General features: G+C 43.2%; 15 protein-coding genes. 8 read left to right on the forward strand and 7 right to left on the reverse strand.

Annotated elements, in window-relative coordinates:
- The coding region (locus P255_RS01235; RefSeq protein WP_004899228.1) for an Rne/Rng family ribonuclease at window positions 1-3249 on the reverse strand (3249 nt) is incomplete at its 3' end.
- 707 nt (window positions 3250-3956) lie between these two features.
- On the opposite strand from P255_RS01235, the gene P255_RS01240 reads away from it, so the two are divergent.
- From P255_RS01240 to P255_RS01255, 4 genes are all read left to right on the forward strand, one after another.
- Window positions 3957-4889: an RluA family pseudouridine synthase gene (locus tag P255_RS01240; RefSeq protein ID WP_004899229.1), complete on the forward strand. Its 933-nt coding sequence runs from the start codon at window positions 3957-3959 to the stop codon at window positions 4887-4889.
- A 1-nt stretch (window position 4890) separates the two neighbouring features.
- Window positions 4891-5535 carry an HAD-IA family hydrolase gene (locus tag P255_RS01245; protein WP_004899230.1) on the forward strand — a complete coding sequence of 215 codons (645 nt, stop codon included), beginning with the start codon at window positions 4891-4893 and terminating at the stop codon, window positions 5533-5535.
- A gap of 96 nt (window positions 5536-5631) precedes the next feature.
- Window positions 5632-6330 (forward strand): helix-turn-helix transcriptional regulator, encoded by a 699-nt coding sequence (locus P255_RS01250; protein ID WP_004899231.1) that lies wholly within the window; start codon window positions 5632-5634, stop codon window positions 6328-6330.
- A 51-nt stretch (window positions 6331-6381) separates the two neighbouring features.
- Window positions 6382-7011 (forward strand): glutathione S-transferase family protein, encoded by a 630-nt coding sequence (locus P255_RS01255; RefSeq protein WP_004899233.1) that lies wholly within the window; start codon window positions 6382-6384, stop codon window positions 7009-7011.
- 57 nt (window positions 7012-7068) lie between these two features.
- On the opposite strand, the gene P255_RS01260 is transcribed toward P255_RS01255, so the two are convergent.
- Window positions 7069-7965, reverse strand: a complete 897-nt coding sequence (locus P255_RS01260; protein ID WP_004899236.1) for a LysR substrate-binding domain-containing protein — start codon at window positions 7963-7965, stop codon at window positions 7069-7071.
- 239 nt (window positions 7966-8204) lie between these two features.
- Here P255_RS01260 and P255_RS01265 point away from each other — a divergent pair, with 239 nt between their 5' ends.
- Complete coding sequence (locus P255_RS01265; protein ID WP_004899240.1) at window positions 8205-9251, forward strand: MBL fold metallo-hydrolase; 1047 nt, start codon at window positions 8205-8207, stop codon at window positions 9249-9251.
- Here P255_RS01265 and P255_RS01270 read toward each other — a convergent pair.
- The gene (locus P255_RS01270) at window positions 9202-9657 is read right to left on the reverse strand and encodes a DoxX-like family protein (RefSeq protein ID WP_004899242.1); all 456 of its coding nucleotides are present in this window, start codon (window positions 9655-9657) and stop codon (window positions 9202-9204) included. The two genes, P255_RS01265 and P255_RS01270, sit on opposite strands and share 50 nt — an antisense overlap.
- Before the next feature lie 498 nt (window positions 9658-10155).
- Between P255_RS01270 and katG the strand changes: the two genes are divergently transcribed.
- Window positions 10156-12348, forward strand: coding sequence for a catalase/peroxidase HPI (katG, locus tag P255_RS01275; protein ID WP_004899244.1), 2193 nt, complete (start codon window positions 10156-10158; stop codon window positions 12346-12348).
- A 175-nt stretch (window positions 12349-12523) separates the two neighbouring features.
- Window positions 12524-12721, forward strand: coding sequence for a DUF7230 family protein (locus tag P255_RS01280; RefSeq protein WP_004899249.1), 198 nt, complete (start codon window positions 12524-12526; stop codon window positions 12719-12721).
- A gap of 3 nt (window positions 12722-12724) precedes the next feature.
- Here P255_RS01280 and ptsP read toward each other — a convergent pair whose 3' ends face one another.
- Together ptsP and P255_RS01290 are read right to left on the reverse strand one after the other, a co-directional pair.
- Complete coding sequence (gene ptsP, locus P255_RS01285) at window positions 12725-15019, reverse strand: phosphoenolpyruvate--protein phosphotransferase (protein ID WP_004899251.1); 2295 nt, start codon at window positions 15017-15019, stop codon at window positions 12725-12727.
- A 107-nt stretch (window positions 15020-15126) separates the two neighbouring features.
- On the reverse strand, window positions 15127-15600 hold the full coding sequence (locus tag P255_RS01290; RefSeq protein WP_004754341.1) for an RNA pyrophosphohydrolase: 474 nt from the start codon (window positions 15598-15600) through the stop codon (window positions 15127-15129).
- 185 nt (window positions 15601-15785) lie between these two features.
- Between P255_RS01290 and P255_RS01295 the strand changes: the two genes are divergently transcribed.
- Window positions 15786-16436, forward strand: a complete 651-nt coding sequence (locus P255_RS01295; RefSeq protein WP_004899256.1) for an HAD family hydrolase — start codon at window positions 15786-15788, stop codon at window positions 16434-16436.
- A gap of 70 nt (window positions 16437-16506) precedes the next feature.
- On the opposite strand, the gene P255_RS01300 is transcribed toward P255_RS01295, so the two are convergent.
- On the reverse strand, window positions 16507-17103 hold the full coding sequence (locus P255_RS01300) for a hypothetical protein (RefSeq protein WP_004899258.1): 597 nt from the start codon (window positions 17101-17103) through the stop codon (window positions 16507-16509).
- A gap of 38 nt (window positions 17104-17141) precedes the next feature.
- Window positions 17142-18005: a LysR family transcriptional regulator gene (locus P255_RS01305; protein WP_004899260.1), complete on the reverse strand. Its 864-nt coding sequence runs from the start codon at window positions 18003-18005 to the stop codon at window positions 17142-17144.
- Window positions 18006-18096: the final 91 nt, after the last annotated feature.

The raw sequence follows: 18096 nt of genomic DNA on the forward strand, positions 1-18096 counted from the left end.
AGCTTCAACAGCTTCAACAGCTTCAACAGCTTCAACAGCTTCAACAGCTTCAACCTCAGCCGTTGTTACGGTAGTTTCTTCTTGAGCCACTTCGTTTGCTGGAGCAGCGGTGGCTGTTTCAACGGTTTCTTCTACAGCTACTGGCGTCTCTACAACAGCGACTGCTGCTTCGATCACTGTAGGTTCAACAGCCTCAACTGTAACGCTAGCAGTAACTTCTGGCTGTTCTTGCAAATGCTGAACTTTTGCCAGTTCTGCGGCTTGTTTTGCCAAACGGCGACGCTCACGTGGATCATTGGCAACACGAACTTGTGGTGCTTTTGGTGGAATCAGCGGCAGAACGTCTACAGGCTCAGCTTCAGAAGTCACCTTACTTGGTAATTCAACATCACGAGTAACAGGTTTTTTCTCAGCTTCTGCTTGGGTAGGTTGTTGCTCAGCTAAACTACTGACATATTGTTCAGTAAATTTGAGCAACGCACGGTTGAAAGTTGGTACAAGACCAAACTGTTCAATCAGCACCGTACAATCTTCACCGTACACCTGACGAATCAAGCTGCCTACGTTGTACTGAGCCAATGTCGGAACTTGGCTTGGGTTGAGCTTGATTGTAGGCGCAACGTTGGCTTTTGCTTCACGTTGTTGGCGACGGCGCATACGCGGGTCATTGCTGGCACGTTTTACTTCTGCTGGAGCAGTCGGCTTGCTTTCAAGCACTTTTTCTTCAGAAGTAACAACATTGGCTACAGCAGCTACAGGTTGCTCTACTTGAGCCTCTTGAACAGGTGCAGGTTGTTCAGATACAGCAACAACTGCTGCCTTTTGGGCAGGTGCTGGTCGTGCTTGTTGGGCATGCAGTGCCACAATTTCACGTGTTTCCTGTTCAACATTAACCAGTAAAGCAGTTGCTGTTTCTTGTGTGCGAGGCACATCAACAAGATTGACTTTAACTTCAGTTGGCGTCGTAGTGGCTACAGCAGGGGTGCTATTTACGGTTGCTGGTTCAACGTTCAAAACGCTTGTATCGCGGTGGCGATTTGGACGTTGTGGGCGTGGTTGGTTACGGTCACGACGCGGAACAGGAGCAGCTTCACTGGTATTTTGTTCAGTAAAATTCTGCTCTTGTTGCTGACGTTTTTGTTGACGTTTTAGGTCGCGCATTTCCTGACGTGACAACTGTACAACTTCTTCATGAACCTGATTTTGATTCAGGTTCTGATCAGCAACTTGCTGTTCACGAGGTTCTTTATGCTTGTTACGTTGCTTTTTATTATTGTTATTACTGCGAGGTGCTTTCTCTTCTTTCTCGATGAATTCACGTTTTTCTGGTTTATTTGTTGAAACCACAGAAGATGATGAAAGATAAGCATTGTTGTTGGTCGGTGTAACGACTGCAGTTGCTGGCTCTGTGATTGTGGTTACAGGAGTAGCCTGTATTTGACCAAATTGACCACGGCTAACGGCGCCATTATTGACCATCTGTTCAATTGCTGCTGCGGCATTATTTGCAGAGCGTGATTGATCAGTCGTGTGAGCCTGTTTTTGAACAAACAGGTTTTCTAGCCATGCACATGGGCTATTGACTTGTTGGTTTTTCTGTACAACGGGTGCAGGTTGTTGCACAACTTCGGCAATATTCTGAACAGCTGCTGTGTGCTTTTTGCTTTCAATTGCTTGAGCTGGCGCAGTATGTTCATCTTCCAAATGCCAGTCAGAAGATTCATAACCCAGTTCTTTTTCACTTGAGCGGGTCGCTTCAGTACGCTCGTAGCTAGTCGGTGCAAAGCCTTCTGGATTGTACTGAATTTCATAATGTGGTGTTTCTAAATGCGGATGAGGCAATACGGTAACGCGCACATTTGAAGTCTGTTCAAGATAAACAAGACTATGGCGTTTTTCATTGAGCAAGAATGCTGCAATTTCGACAGGCACTTCAACCTGAACTTCACCATGGCGCTCACGTAATGCAATCTCTTCAATTTTACGCATGATAGAGAGTGAAAGAGAGCGTAAGTCACGTACCATACCTGTACCGTGACAGCGTGGACAAACGTAACCAGTCGCTTCTTCTAAAGATGGGCGTAAACGCTGGCGGCTCATTTCCATTAAGCCAAAACGTGACAACTGACCAAACTGGATACGCGCGCGATCGCTTTGAGTCGCTTCACGGAGTTTTGCTTCAACCACACGCTGGTTGCGATCTTTGGTCATATCGATGAAGTCAATGACCACTAGGCCGCCAATATCACGCAGGCGTAACTGACGTGCAATTTCTTCAGCCGCTTCAACGTTGGTATTTAATGCGGTTTCTTCAACATCGTGACCGCGAGTTGATTTGGCTGAGTTAATGTCGATAGACACCAAAGCTTCAGTTTGGTCAATCACAATCGAACCACCAGACGGTAACTTCACTTCACGTTCGTAAGCGGTTTGAATTTGGCTTTCGATACCGAAGTGTGCGAATAATGGTTCATTTAAGGTATAAGTTTTTAACTTATCGAGTTGACGTGGCATAACTGCTTTAACAAAGTTATATGCTTCGTTAAATGCTTGTTCACTATCAATTAAAATTTCTGCAACATCATCGCGTAAGTAATCACGAATCGCACGGGTCACAACACCCGCTTCTTGATGGACTAACATTGGTGATGGGCCAGAGTTGGCAGTGTTTTGAATTTGCGCCCAAAGATCCAACAAGTGTTGTAAGTCCAGTTGCAATTCTTCTTGGCTACGGCCAATACCAGCAGTACGCACAATTACACTCATGCCACGCGGTACATTGAGTGAAGCTAGTCTTTCTTTAAGCTCTTCACGCACAGAACCTGAAATTTGACGGCTAATGCCACCACCTTTTGGGTTGTTTGGCATAAGAACCAAATAACGACCTGCCAGTGAAATATAGGTGGAAAGAGCAGCACCTTTGTTGCCACGTTCTTCTTTTTCTACTTGGACTAAAAGTTCAGTCCCTTCGCTGATCAGTTCTCGGATGTTGTTGTTTTCGCGCGGGTCACTATTGAGGTAACTGCGTGCGATTTCGCGCATAGACAGGAAACCTTGACGGCCTGCACCGTATTCAACAAATACAGCTTCGAGCGATGGTTCTACGCGGGTGACATGACCTTTATAGATATTTGATTTTTTTTGTTCACGGGTGCGGTTTTCGAGGTCAAAATCGTACAAACGATGACCAGTGATGAGTGCAACACGAACTTCTTCGGCATGTGTCGCATTGATCAACATACGTTTCATGGGTGTAATACCTAATCGTTGAAGCACAACGACAAGTCTGTTGCGGTGGCATATTTATAATGAAGAATCTTAAGAGTTGCGTAGAGTTCATACGCACTCGCTTATGCCAACTTAAGGGTTGGTGTCTGATTCATTCATATAAATATGCAAAACCGCATTAATCCTTAATCGACTAAAATCACCTGAAGATTCACGGGTTCTCAGACGGTGTATTGGATGTAAAACTTTATCTGTATGCAGCAGGTGGTGTTTTGGAACACTTGGTATACGGAATGTTCATCGTATCCGTGCCATGCCATACAGATCCAATACATCGAACGTTGAGACCTGAGTTTGACATCAGGAGACTTGTCTGATGTGTTTCAGTTTACGTTTAATAACTAGCCTAGACTAGCGACATATTTTTTGGGGTAGGCTGTTTTGCGTGCATAAAGTACAAATTAACGCAACAGCCTACAATTTTGCCGATATAATAAGCCTTCGGCGCGGCATATTCTTTTGGGACCTTTCCGAGTTTCAGCTGAGATCTACCTTTCATTATTTTGAAATGGTAGACAATTTTACTCACTTACGGCGGTATCCGTGCGCTGACTATATCAAACCTTGTGGCATCTGCCTATGGGCTAAGCTTAAGTTTATTGTGAAAAGAATAGTTTATTCGATCATTTTTCAATCATATTCTAGTATTTTAAGGTTCAACGAGTTGTATGAATACCAACCAAGAATGGCAAAGTGTGACCTGGTTTGAGGTAACTGAGCATCAAGCAGGGCAACGTGTTGACAATTTTTTATTTACACGACTCAAAGGTGTGCCGAAAAGCCGTATTTACCGTTTAATCCGTGAAGGTCAGGTTCGGGTCAATAAAAAACGTATTAAAGCTGAAACCCGCCTGGAAATTGGTGATCAAGTTCGAGTTGCACCGATTCGCTATGAACAAAAACAAGAAAGTGATGTTCCTGTCAGTGATAGTGTTGCACAAAGTCTGCTTAGCCGTGTGGTCTATGAAGATGAAGGTTTATTGGTCGTGAACAAACCTTCAGGGATTGCGGTGCACGGTGGTAGTGGCGTGGCGTATGGACTGATTGAGGCTTTACGCGCGGCAACAGGTAAAAAATATCTGGAGTTGATTCATCGTATTGACCGTGATACTTCAGGTTTGGTGATGATTAGTAAAAAACGTAGCACGTTGAAGCATTTACAGGATTTATTACGTGAGCATAAAATTCAAAAAACTTATGCTGCGATTGTCAAAGGACAAGTCAGTCTCGATCAGCAACTGATTGATGCGCCGTTGCTACGTTATGAACTTGCCAATGGCGAGCGCCGTGTGAGAGTTTCAAAAGAAGGCAAACCAAGCAAAACCATATGGAAAGTGGCACAGCGTTTTAAACAGGCGACTCTGGTACATGCATCGCCATTATCCGGACGTACTCACCAGATTCGTGTTCATGGTCAGAGCATTGGGCACCCGTTGGTTGGAGACGATAAATACGGGCATACCACGCCTTATAATGGCCCTGAAGCACGCCGTTTGTGTCTACATGCCATGCGATTAGAAATTCCAAATTACCCTGTGATCGAAGCTGAATTGCCTGAAGATATGCAGCAATTGCTTAAAGAACTGGCGAAAGGAGCTTAATGTGCAAAAACAATTGGTAATTTTTGATTGGGACGGCACATTATTTAATTCGGTTGGGCAAATTGTGGCAAGTTTGCAGTTTGCGGCTCAGCAGCACCAGCAACCTTTAAGTGATGATGCTGCAAAAAGCATTATTGGCTTGGGATTACCTGAGGTCATGCAAACCCTGTTTCCTGATGTACCCGAATTGCATTCTGCGATTCTGGACAGTTATGCAGAACACTATGTGGCACATTCGCAAGATGATCAGTGGTTTGATGGGGTCGGTGACATGCTGCATGATTTGAAACAGCGTGGCTTTAAACTGGCAGTCGCAACAGGGAAAAGTCGTCGTGGTTTAGATCGGGTTTTGGCAAAAACCCAGAGTCAGGACTTGTTCGATATTACCCGTGCTGCCAGTGAGACGCAGTCTAAGCCACATCCTCAAATGCTACAGGAAATTTTATCCTATACAGGCGTTGCTCCTGAACAAGCGATTATGGTTGGAGATTCAAGCTATGATTTGCAGATGGCGCAAAATATCGAAATGCCACGTGTCGGTGTCAGTTATGGGGTGCATTCGGTAGATGTATTACAACAATATAAACCGTTAATGATTGCCGATGATGTCACGGCTTTGCATCATTATTTGGTGGATTTCGCCTAGCAAAGTATTGTTTTGCAATGTTTAAAAAATTGAAGTGATTTCATAGATAATGAGGAACGGTGATTCCTCATTATTCATAATAACAATAGGAAAATTATGAGTCGTTCCATTCGTTTGCTGAACCTTTTACAGCGCTTAAGAGAATATCGTCACCCTGTCACTGCGCAAACTCTTGCGGAACACTTACAGATTAGCGTGCGTAGTGTGTATCGTGATATTGAAACTTTAAGAGCGCAAGGTGTACGCATTGAAGCTGCCGCAGGGCTGGGCTTTCAATTAAAAGAAGATTTTTTATTACCGCCCATGACGTTGGATGAGACAGAAATTGAAGCTATTTTTCTTGCGTTGTATTGGTTGAAGAGCGTACCCGATCAATCATTACAATTGGCTTCAAATGCGGTTTTAGCGAAATTAGATGCGGTATTGCCCAAACATCGACAGCATTTTATGGAGCAAACAACATTAAGGGCCTTTAATGTGTGGTTACCTGTCGATATGCAAATATTAGAACAAATTCGGATGGCAATTCGGCAGCAAGTCAAGATTTCGGTAAAGTATATCGACGAGCAAAAAAACGAAAGTATCAGAACTTTATGGCCATTTGCGATGGGGTATTTTAACGACAAAATTGTGATTGCTGCTTGGTGTGAACTGCGACAAGCGTTTCGTAATTTTAGGGTTGATCGTGTGCGGCAGTTAGTTTTGAGTCAGGATGTCTATCCACAGTTTAAACAGCAGCTATTCCGTCAATGGTGGGAACAGGAAAAACGTGATTCGACTACTGACAGAAACTGACAATCTCGTACTCTATATTTAAATAAGACCAATAAACAAGGAAAAATAGAAATGGCACTTAAACTGTATACCAATCAGCAATCACGTGGTGTCGTGGTTGAGTGGTTATTCTTGGAACTGGGTGTTGAATATGAGCGTATAGAGCTTGCCTATAACACCACCATGAAAGCGCCTGAGTATTTAAAAATCAATCCATTTGGTAAAGTCCCGACACTGGTGGATGATACTGTCGTGATCTATGAGCTTGGTGCTATCTGTGCCTATTTGACTGATAAATTTGCAGAAAAACAATTGGCTCCTACGTTAAATGATTCAAAACGAGGCGTGTATTACCGCTGGTTGTTTTTTATATCTGGCCCGTGGGAATCTTTAACTGTCGATCAAATGCGAGGTGTACACATCCAGCCAGAACAGAAAATGTTTGTGGGTTATGGTGATGATCAAGATGCTTATCATGCACTGATTCAGGGTTTGGATGAAGCAGCGCCATTTTTATGTGGTTCACAGTTTACTACAGCGGATATTCTGGTTGCTGCATCGCTATTTTGGCAATTAAAAATCGGGACGTTGCAATCTCATCCATCAATCACGCGTTATTTAGACAGCGTAAAACAAAGGTCAAGTTATCAAAATTTTTTGGCACTTATGGGTGAAGCATCAGCAGATTCAGCCACAAACTAAAGGCACGAGTTTAAAGAAAAGGGAAAAATGGGCTAAATTTGACTTTAGCCCATTTTTTTAATTCATTGGCAAGTCAAATTGCTGGGCAAGAACCGAGAGGAACTTCTCAACAGCCGCATTGTTATTATGTTTGCGGTGACTGACATACAGGTCAAGTGTTGGTAAATCACATTCGAGTTGACGGACTGCAATGTGATCGAGCTTGATAAATGGGTCAAGATATTGTGGCAAGATTGAGCAACTCATTCCCTGTTCAATCTCGGCAATATTTTCCACCATATTTTCAGTTTTTTCTTCAATATGCGGTTGAATATTGTGCTGTTTGAAAAATGCTAAAATGGCCTGATTCATGATGCCGTAGGCACTGGCTTTGGACATAATCAAGTTCACATCATTGAGCGCCTGTAATGGAATGGTTTCCAGTGCTGCCAGTGGATGTTGCTTTGCTAAAAATAGTGCCAGTGTATCTTGTAAAACGACAAAGTTTGCAATCTCGGGATCATCAAAAGACTGACGAGAGAACACGATATCCAGATCGCCTTTTTTTAAAGCCCGATACTGGTCATTCCCATTGAGAATCTGTAAATCGACTTTAATATTTGGGTAGAGCATACGCAAATTGGGCAAGATTTTAGGAAAAACCCGAACTTCAGCCGTGGTAATGAAACCAATTTTTAAAATCTGCTGTTTGGACAAATGCGCTTCACGTGCCAGTCGAACGGCTTTTTCTGCCTGAGCAATGGTTAAACGCGCCTGTTCCAGAAAGATTGCACCTTCTTCGGTGAGTTCGACTTTACGTTTGGTACGATTGAGAAGTTTGACACCAATTTCATCTTCTAAGTCTTTGATTTGCTGGCTTAATGAGGGCTGGGCTGTGTACAGTTTCAATGCCGCTTTACTAAAATTAAGTTCTTCTGCAACGGTAATAAAATATCGAAGATGGCGTAGTTCCATTAACCAATCCAATTCTCAAGCACTTTTGTCTATGGCCTAGCAGTATAATCGAAAGCGCTGCGTTTGAAATGTAGAAAACAATACAAAAATAAAAAGAAAAATTGATTTAAACCCTGTATATGATCTAGGGCAGAATAAATTTTCAACAATTCTCTCAAACCTGTTTCCTCTGTATCGGGGAGAGGATATATTGACAATGTGGCACAGCAAACAGATTCATTTTTTATATTGTAAGCCTTATGGATAGAACAACAGCATTGCACTATGAATTGCCAACTCAAAATTGTTGGCCGCATACTTTCTTGCAGCCGAAGCTGGATTTTGAGTCACCGCAGTTTCATGCAGGACAATTTCATAATCAAACACCACAGCCACAAGGAATAAAGTTTAGTCTATTCAAATGGCTAGCGACGCGCCGTGCATCGACTTGGAATGTTGACCGTGATCATGAATTTCAACAATTCAGCTCGGCTACGCGTGAGTTGCCACATGACCAACCCAATGCAGATATGAACCAGTGGAAAGTCTGGTTTGTTGGGCATGCGACGGTGCTGATTCAAATAGGCCCGTATAATTTCCTGACAGATCCCGTTTGGGCTGAGTTTGCTAGCCCCAAACAAGGTTCTGGGCCACGTCGGGTTTGCCCTGCTGGAATTGCTTTGGAGCAATTACCGCATATTCACGCGGTATTGTTGAGTCATAATCATTATGACCATATGGATTTAGCCACGCTAAATTGGCTGCATAAACGTTTTAATATGCCGATTTACACTGGACTGGGCAATGCTTGGTATTTGCCAAAATCTTTTCATGTGATTGAACTTGACTGGTGGCAGTCGGTGCAACTGGATGATTTTGAGATTGTTTACACGCCTGCCCAGCATGGCTCGGGGCGTGGTTTGCGTGATCAGAATCGTGCTTTGTGGGGAGGATTTTGTTTAAAGTTGCGTAAGCAGTATTGTTTTTTTGCAGGAGATACAGGCTATGCAGGACATTTTAAACAGATCTATGCTCGTTATGGCGCGCCGCGTATCGCTTTATTGCCAATAGGGGCGTATGAACCTCGCCATGTTTTGCATTATATGCATATGAACCCACAAGATGCGTTAAAGGCGCATGGTGATTTGCATGCGCAGCGTTCTTTGGCGATTCACTACCGCACTTTTCAGCTCACCGATGAACAGCGCGATGAGCCTGAAGCTCATTTGGAATATACGATTAAACATTCTTCCAAACTCATGAATCCTTTTTATTGTATTCAGGAAGGGCGCCGCATGCTGGTTTAGTGCTTTGGGCTAGTGTTCGGTTTAAATCTAAAAGTTGCAGAGCAACAATGGACAAAATGATCATGGCACTATTCATGATTACGGGGTTAAATGCACTGCTGAGTTGTGAAGGGTCTGTCATGGTAATCAGTAGCAATAATCCAGCAAGTCCAGCAATATTGAGCTGATGCACAATCCGGCTTTTATGCCACACCATAAATGTACCACCAAACAAAATTTCGAGCAGACCTGAGAGTGCTACACAGATTTTCGCGAGTGTTGGCTCAAAGCCAATAGACTGCCAGATCTGAATTTCGCCAGCAGATTGAAATAAGATTTTGGGAATCAAACCTTGATAGATCCAAAGCGCAGCAAGACTATACTGGATGAGCCGCTGTGTGGTTTGGAGTTGTGCTTTAGGGCTCATAAATTTAATGTTCCAAAAATATAACAATCGCTTTTCTCAAATGTAAATACGACCTAGCCATCGCCATTACAGATGATGCCAATCGTATCAAATAAGAGGGTGTCATGTTGCAGAAGGATGTTTTTCATCTCATTTTTGCCTGAGTATTTATTCTGTTTTTTTGATTTTCGCACAGTGTTTCGCATGATTTTACGGTTGGTATGAGTAGTGTATACAAACTATATCAACGAAAAAAATTAGCTTGATCGTAGTGGCGCCGTAAGACGACCTCTCAATAAGAAAAATCATTTTTTGTATACGAAGCAATGGGTTCAGTTTCCCGCAAAAGTGCGCTTTGTTCATCCTTTGACTTGTTTGGCCTAAATAGAAGATTTCGATTGTTTTGATTAGTTAAATCAGCTTTAGCTGGAATAAAAAAACCGCTATCTTGATAAACGTAGAATAGCTAAAAACATTGGAACAATAATCAAACTAGGTTATTGAATCTGGAGATTAGAAATGGATAAGAAATCACAAGCTTCAGCAGGGAAGTGCCCATTTGCACATGGTGCAAATACATCATTAGCCAGCTCAAATACAGATTGGTGGCCAAATTCGCTCAATTTAGACATTCTTTCTCAGCACGATAAAAAAACCAATCCGATGGATCCTGATTTTGATTATGCCGCAGCTTTTGCACAGCTTGATCTTGAAGCAGTCAAGCAGGATTTGCGAGATTTAATCAATAGCAGTCAGGATTGGTGGCCTTCAGATTATGGTAGTTATATCGGCATGATGGTCCGTACCGCATGGCATTTGGCGGGAACTTATCGCAAGCAGGATGGGCGTGGTGGTGCCAACACAGGCAACCAGCGCTTTGCTCCATTGAATAGTTGGCCTGATAACGTCAATACCGATAAAGGTCGTCGGTTACTTTGGCCGATCAAGAAAAAATACGGCAATAAAATTTCCTGGGGTGATCTGATTGTTCTTGCAGGAACGGTTGCCTATGAAGTTGCGGGCCTAAAAACCTTTGGCTTTGGTGGGGGGCGTGTAGATATCTGGCATCCTGAAAAAGACATTTACTGGGGAGAAGAACGTAAATGGCTAGATGCAACCAAAAACCGTTATGGTGATGATCAAGACCGTACCACACTGGAAAATCCATTGGCTGCGGTACAGATGGGCTTGATTTATGTCAATCCAGAAGGGGTAGATGGCCATCCTGACCCATTAAAAACTGCACAGGACATGCGCACTACCTTTGACCGTATGGCAATGAATGATGAAGAAACTGTGGCTTTAACCGCAGGCGGGCATACGGTGGGTAAAGCCCATGGCAATGGTAAGGCTGAATTGTTAGGCGCCAATACTGAAGCTGCTGACGTGGAATTTCAGGGACTCGGTTGGCATAACCCTGAAGGCACAGGTAATGGCTGTAATACCATGGTCAGTGGGATAGAAGGTGCTTGGACAACCCATCCAACCAAATGGGACAATGAATATTTCTATTTGCTGTTTACCTATGATTGGGAACAGCGTAAAAGCCCAGCAGGTGCACACCAGTGGGAACCGATCAATATCAAAGAAGAAGATAAACCTGTAGATGCTCATAACCCGAATGTGCGCCGTAATCCGATTATGACCGATGCCGACATGGCACTGAAAATGGATCCTGAATACCGTAAAATCGCGGAACGCTTTTATCATGACCCTGCTTATTTTGCGGAAGTTTTTGCGCGGGCGTGGTTTAAATTGACCCATCGCGACATGGGGCCTAAATCCCGTTATTTGGGTGCAGATGTCCCTGCAGAAGATTTGATCTGGCAAGATCCTGTACCAAGCGTTGATTACACTTTAAGCGAAGCAGAAATTGATGAATTAAAAGCTAAATTACTCAATAGCGGTTTAACCTGCAGTGAACTGATTAATACCGCATGGGACAGCGCACGAACTTATCGCGGTTCTGATTTTCGTGGGGGTGCAAACGGGGCACGTATTCGTTTGTCACCACAAAAAGACTGGGTCGGCAATGAGCCTGAACGATTACACAAAGTCTTGGCAAAACTCGAAGAAATTCAGGCGAGCCTGAATAAAAAAGTCAGTATCGCCGATCTGATTGTTTTGGGTGGTACTGCGGCGGTCGAAAAAGCTGCACAGGAGGCGGGCTTTGCTGTCAAAGTGCCATTTACCCCAGGGCGTGGTGATGCCACTCAAGAACAGACCGATGAATATTCCTTTGCCGATTTGGAGCCGAAACACGATGGTTACCGTAACTGGTTGAAACAGGACTATGCAGTACAACCTGAGGAAATGTTGCTGGATCGTACTCAGCTGATGGGATTGACTGCACCTGAAATGACGGTGTTGATCGGTGGCATGCGCGTGCTTGGAACCAACTATGCAGGTGCGAAAGAAGGCGTATTTACTGATCGTGTCGGAGTCTTGAGCAATGACTTCTTTGTCAATCTGACCGACATGGAAAATACATGGGAACCTGTAGGCAAAAACCTGTACGAAATTCGCGATCGTAAAACAGGTGCAGTCAAATGGACAGCCACTCGCGTTGATTTGGTGTTTGGTTCAAATTCGATTTTGCGTTCTTATGCTGAAGTTTATGCACAGGACGATAATAAGGAAAAATTTGTGCATGACTTTATTGCAGCGTGGAATAAAGTCATGAATGCTGATCGTTTTGATGTGAAAAAATAAGCCTGAATTGTTTTTTGTAAAAAATGCCAGTGACCATAACTGGCATTTTTTATGGATCATCTGAAGTTTTTTCAGGCATATCGTAGAGATTTAATTATTTACAATACTCAGGGTGATTTGTGTTAAATTTAGACCGCAAAGCGCAAAAAAAAGTAGAGTCATAGAGGTAAATTAAATGGCAAAACGCAAGCAACAGCCAGAAGTAGTTATTCATAATCTGGTGGCAAAACATATGCATGAGTTCAATCAGAGTCAGGTGTTTGTCGATCGAAAGAAAAATGCGAAACGAGGCTATAGCAAACACAAACAAGGGCGATATTCTGAAGATTATCGCCCTTGTTCTTTTATGGAAAGTTACATGCAGTTTTGCTAAAAATTAGACACTGACCAGACGGTTGGTTTTAACCATATCTGCTAGACCATGATTTTTAAAATAATATTCGAGCCAGCTCTTGATCAGTAACGGATTATTCAGTTGCAAAACATGATCTAATAATTCCTGTGCATCACTCATCGGCACATGACAAATCGCTTTACGTACCCGCAAAATATTACTTGAGCTCATCGACAAGGTATTGAAACCCATCGCCATCAGCAGAATTGCCGATAACGGATCTCCCGCCATTTCCCCACAAATACTGATTGGTTTTTCATACTTGTGACACTCTTTCACCAAGCGGCATAGCGCGCGCAAAATTGCAGGGTGGAAATGTGAATATACACTTGAGACATGTGGGTTGTTGCGGTCAACAGCGAGTAGATACTGAATCAAATCATTTGAACCGACTGAGAAGAAATCAACCAGTGGCGCAAATTCATCAATTTGCAAGAGCACACTGGGTACTTCTACCATAATCCCAATTTTTGGCTTATTGATTTTAACCTGCTCTTCTTCCTGAACCGCGACCCAGTCGCGCTCAAGTAAGTACAACACTTCTTCAACTTCGCTGACACTGGTGACCATTGGTAGCAAAATATGCAGGTTATTTAAACCAATACTGGCTTTGAGCATGGCACGAATTTGCGCCGAGAAAATTTCAGGATGGTCAAGGGTAAAACGCAGCCCACGCCAGCCCAGTGCTGAGTTTTCTTCATCTATGCTGAAGTAAGGCAGGTCTTTATCTGCGCCAATGTCGAGGGTACGCATGGTGACAGGTTTGTTGGCAAAGTGGCTGAGCTGTTGCCGATAAATGGCCCGTTGTTCTTCTTCGCCAGGGAAGCGATCACGTAGCATAAATGGAATTTCAGAACGATATAGCCCGACACCTTTGGCACCACGCTGTACGCCACGAACTACGTCAATCATTAAGCCTGTATTGACAAATAAGCGTACAGGAACACCGTCAGGCGTAATGGTCTCTTTGGTTTCATATTGCTTGAGATCTTTGGCGATCTGCTCTTCTTCTTTTTGAATTTCTTTATAACGTTGGCGCAGGCGACGTGGCGGATTGACAAAAACACGTCCCTGATAAGCGTCAACAATCATCTCGACATCATCAATGGTGTTGATCGGTAATTCTGTGACACCGACAACAGTTGGAATACCTAAAGCACGCGCAACAATGACCATGTGTGAATTTGCAGCGCCTTCACTTGTTACAATTGCAGCGATTTTATCCATTGGTAGCTCAACCAGTGCCGCGGTACTGATTTCATCACCAATTAAAATACTATCTGAGCTGAGTTCACGATGACCAGCATCGGCTTCTTGCAATGAAGCTAAAATACGTCGTCCCAAGTCTTTAAGGTCGGACACACGTTCACGCAAATAGTCATCTTCCATTTGCGCAAACAAGGCAATATGTTTGTCGATGACTTTTTTGACAGCACCTTGTGCCCAGTTCCCATCGCGAATCAGTTCTTTAATTTCGGCAGGTAAGGCATTTTCATCCAACATGCGTAAGAACACACTAAACAGCGCACGTTCTTCCGACATGAGAGAGTCTTGCATTTTTTCATCGAGAGACTGAATTTCATTGCGAACATTGGCAACGGCATGATCAAGGAGCTTGAGTTCATCGGGAATGCTCTCAGCTTCACGCTCAGGTACAGAGGATAAATCTGCCGCAGGATACAAAATAATGGCACGACCTAAAGCCACACCGCCTGCACCTGAGACACCTTGGAAGGTTTTGTAATTGGAAATATTGCTAGGCTTACGAAAAACGTCAATATTACCGACAGCATGTGCATGGGCGATTACGCCTGAAAGCTGCGCGCATAGGGTGACCAAGAAAGACTCGGCAGCTTCACTAAAATCCTGTGATTCTACATTTTGTACCACCAGTACACCCATCACCTTGCGGCGATACATGACAGGAACACCTAAAAACGAATTATAAATTTCTTCGCCTGTTTCGGGGAAATACGCGTAACGCTCATGTTGGGCAGCATTGTCAAGGTTTACGATCTCTTCGCGTTGTCCAACCAGACCGACCAAACCTTCACCGACCTGTAATGATACGCTGCCAACAGACTCGGGATTTAAGCCTTTGGTTGCCATAAGGACATAGCGCTGATTACGTTCATCGAGTAAATAAATCGAACACACATCGACATCCATAGCCACAGAAATCTGATTGACCATAATGTCTAATGACTCATGCAAACTCACGGCTGCATTGACCTCTTGGACAATGCGTCGGAGCGTGTCTAATTGCATGTTCGACATAACTACATACTCCCAAAACAATTTATATAATAAGTAATTATTGCTTTATTTATAGCAGTCACCCATGAGAAAAGCATTCACTAAAAAATTCTTTTTTCAATTATTTTTTAGTGGGGTAACTGGCTACATAATTCAGTCATGGCTTTTCGGTAAACATCTCGTTTAAAGTTGATGACTTGTCCTAATGGATACCAATAACTGACCCATTGCCATTCATCAAACTCAGGTGGGTCAGCAAGATCCAACTGAATATTGTGGGCTGATGCAGTCAGCTTTAATAAAAACCATTTCTGTTTTTGACCGATACATACAGGGTCTGTGCCCGCGCGAATGTATCGATGTGGCAAACGGTAACGCAACCAGCCTTTGGTTTGCGCAATGATTTGGACGTGTTCTGGCAATAAGCCAACTTCTTCTCTTAGCTCACGGTATAACGCTTGTTCAGGAGATTCTCCAGTCTGGATACCACCTTGCGGAAACTGCCATGCATTGTGCCCAATGCGTTTTGCCCATAACACTTGTCCATATTCGTTTGCCAAAATGATCCCGACATTGGGTCGGAAACCTTCAGAGTCGATCATTTGGCTACCTAAATTTGTTAGATCTTATTGTCTTTATTTCGGGGATGGCAAAATTTGTGCATCCAACACAAAAAAAGACCTCAGAATATTGTTAAAAATTGCTATGATCTTAACGAATTTCTTTGCATTAGCGGCAACTGATTTACATTTTTTTGCTTTAATTTTCAGTTTTAACGAGAATTTCCATGAAATTGGCTTTATTTGATCTTGATCATACCCTGTTAAATACCGACTCAGACCATTCTTGGGGTGAGTTTTTAGTGAATGAAGGCTTGGTTGATCCCGTGCATCATCGCCAAATGAATGATAAGTTTTATGATGACTACAAAGCAGGGCAGCTTGACCCAATTGCATACAATGAATTTGTATTTCAGTTTTTGACCAAACATTCAAATCAGTATTTAACTGATTTGCATCAGCTGTTTATGCAAAAAGTCATTCGCCCACAAATGCGTCAAAAAGGCTTTGATGCGATTCAGAAGCATAAAGATTTAGGACATGCGATTGTCGGGATTACCGCGACCAGTGACTTTATTACGGCGCCGATTTTTCATGAGTTTGGGATTACTGAAATTATAGCCACCAATGCTGAAGTTAAAGACGGGCAGTACACAGGTAAAGTCGCAGGTACAGCATGTTATCAGCAAGGTAAATTGGTTCGTTTAGCGCAGTGGTTAGATGGTCGGGAAGTTACAGAATCCTGGGCATATTCAGACTCTATTAATGACCGTTTCTTGCTGGAATATGCCACCCATGCGATTGCAGTTAACCCAGATGATCGTCTGGAAAAACTTGCGAAAGAGCAGGCTTGGGAAATTCAGGACTGGTCAATCTAAATTAGAGAGTGTCTAGTCGAGTTGGAGCAGGTGAGAATGAGCTACGATCAGACTGATTAATTAAGTAATATTAGTCTGATTTAATGCGCTTACTGGCTTGCCATAAATCTTGATGGTGATATCGATACCAGCTTTTAAATTCAATACGCCATTGTTCAAAAGGCGGGGAAAGTTTCGGACGTGGATCGTTGCTTAACGTATAGGCCATGCCTTCGATTAACCATTTGGGCTTGGTCAGCATGGCAAGGTTACCCCATTCTTCGGCTTGTCTGTCGTGAATCAGTTCGTGGACAATATAAAATTCTTGCCAACCTCGTGGAGCAATGACGGTACCTAAGTTCCCGACAGCTTTGGCGGCAGCCTTTTCCATGCCAAAAGTTTCTGCACACTCTCCTATAGAACAAAACACCATGGTCGGGCGAGAATGAAAGTTACCCACCTGACGTTGTGTTTCTTGTATTGCCTGATTATATAGTTTTTGAGCTTTTTCCTGCTGCTGCGGGTCATCGACACAGACATTTCCCTGACAGGATAAAAATGGGAGCTGGTGAGCCAATGCTACCCGCATCGGTTTTATCAACATTAAAATAAGTAGAAAAATACACGCCACGCTGAAAAGGCATACTTTCATGATTTTTTGTGCTTTGAGTAAAAGATAGTTTTTCATAAATTTATGACTCAAATACGTGGAGGAATTTAAAAGAATTATGGTTTTTGCATCATTTCAATCAGTGCCTGCATGGCACGTGATTGCGTGCGTGCTGGATGCCAGACGAGACCCAACTGGCGCTGCATGTCAATCTCCAAAGAGAGTCGTTGCAAATCCTGATTGACCAAGGTGAGTGGCAATACTGACCAGCCAAGCCCAATCGAAACCAGCATGCGGATAGATTCTAACGGATTGTTACTCATGCTGACTTTAGGTTTAAGGCCTTGTTTCTCAAATGCAGCAAGGGTAATTTGACTGGTATAGGTTTTCGCTGCAGGCAGCAGGCTTGGATAGCTCATTAAATCTTCGAGTGTGAGCTGTGGCTTATGCGCTAAGGGATGAAAGGGCGCTGCTACAAATACCAAAGGGTCATTCCAGATCGGTTGGTAATGCAAGCGTTCATCCAGTTGTGGTGGCAAGGTTAAAAAAGCCAGTTCCAGATCGCCTGCGAGTACTTGCTCATGTGCCTGTTCCGAGTCGACAAAATGCACATCCAGAGTGACATCTGGGTATTGTTGCACATAGTGCTTTAAGTGATGGGGTAAGTGGTGTAGTCCAATATGATGGCTAGTACCTATTTTGAGCCGCCCCTGTACTTTGCTTTGCTGATGACTGAGGGTATGGTGCATTTCCCCAAGCTCATTCAGCCAGGTTTTGACTTTGGGCAAGAGTGCATACGCAGTGTGTGTGGGCTGAATACCACGACCTGCCGATTCAAATAGCGTCACGCCAAAATATTCTTCTAAACAGTGAATACGTTTGGTGACCGCAGGTTGGGTAATAAATAGCTGATCGGCTGCCAGGGAAATCGAGCCTGTTTCCATGACTTTAATAAAAGCTTCAAAAGCAGCGAGATTCATATACGATTTCCTAGCGAACACGGGGTTTTATATTTAAGAAAAATATAAAATATTTTTATTTCAGCATGATTTTAGAATTATAGAAGAAAGC

The sequence above is a fragment of the Acinetobacter brisouii CIP 110357 genome (assembly GCF_000488275.1).
In the GTDB taxonomy this organism is placed as follows: domain Bacteria; phylum Pseudomonadota; class Gammaproteobacteria; order Pseudomonadales; family Moraxellaceae; genus Acinetobacter; species Acinetobacter brisouii.